Annotated in this window: 2 protein-coding genes; both read left to right on the forward strand. The window is 65.6% G+C overall.

The annotated features are described in order from the left end of the window. On the forward strand, positions 1-228 hold a 228-nt coding region (locus HMPREF9463_RS10215; protein WP_035138992.1), incomplete at its 5' end, for a PTS sugar transporter subunit IIC. Then, positions 209-1,042, forward strand: a complete 834-nt coding sequence (locus HMPREF9463_RS10220; protein WP_035138993.1) for a PTS system mannose/fructose/sorbose family transporter subunit IID — start codon at positions 209-211, stop codon at positions 1,040-1,042. The genes HMPREF9463_RS10215 and HMPREF9463_RS10220, both read left to right, overlap by 20 nt. The last annotated feature ends 10 nt before the right edge of the window (positions 1,043-1,052 follow it).

Raw genomic sequence — 1,052 nt, forward strand, 5'->3', positions numbered from 1 at the left:
AACATCCTGCCTGCCATGGGCTTCGCCATGCTCGGCCGCCTGGTGCTCACCAAGCAGCTCGTGCCCTTCTACTTCCTGGGCTTCCTGCTGTGCTCCTACGCCAACGTGCCCGTCCTGGGCGTCGCCCTGATCGCCATCATCATCGGCATCGACAAGTTCGACCTGCTCGGCCTGGGCGGAGCCCAGCCCCAGCTCTCCGCGGAAGGGGATGAGGACGATGACTTCTAGTCCCGAGAACAAGATCACGCGCTCCGACCTCGTCAAGAGCGCCGTCAACGTCGGCGCCCTGGGCATGGAGTTCTCCTGGACCTACTACAAGCAGATGAACATCGCCTTCTGCCTGATGGTCGCCAACATGCTCAAGAAGATCTACGCCGGCCGCCCCGACGACTACGCCGAGGCCCTGCACCGCCACTGCGCGTTCTTCAACATCACCGTCCAGTTCGCCCCGTTCGTCGGCGGCATCGCGATGGCCATGGAGGAGAAGGTCGCCCGCGGCGAGATCGAGCCCGAGAGCGTCAACGACGTCAAGGCCGCCCTCATGGGCCCGCTGTCCGGCATCGGCGACTCCATCTTCCTGTCGACGCTGCGCGTGGTCGCCGCCGCGGTGGGCATCAGCCTGTGCCAGGCCGGCAACCCCTTCGGCCCCATCGCCTTCCTGCTCATCTACAACGTCCCCGGCTTCGCGCTGCGCATCTGGGGCGCCGTCAAGGGCTACGAGCTGGGCGTGGGCTTCCTGGACGAGGCCCAGAGGACCGGCCTCATGCAGAAGATCATGACCTGCGTGGGAATCGTGGGCGTCATGGTCGTGGGCGCCATGTGCAAGGACATGTTCTGGGCCAGCATCCCGGTGGCCATCGGCTCGGGCGACGACGCCCAGACCCTCCAGGACATCCTGGACGGCATCATGCCCGGCATGCTCGGCATGATCGCCTTCTGGCTGTACTACTGGCTGCTGTCCAAGAAGATCAACCCCATGGTGCTGATCGTGGCCACCATGGCCGTGGGCATCGTCGGCGCGTTCTTCGGCGTGCTGGCGTAAGGGCCCGGCC

Source organism: Collinsella sp. 4_8_47FAA (assembly GCF_000763055.1).
Lineage (GTDB): Bacteria > Actinomycetota > Coriobacteriia > Coriobacteriales > Coriobacteriaceae > Collinsella.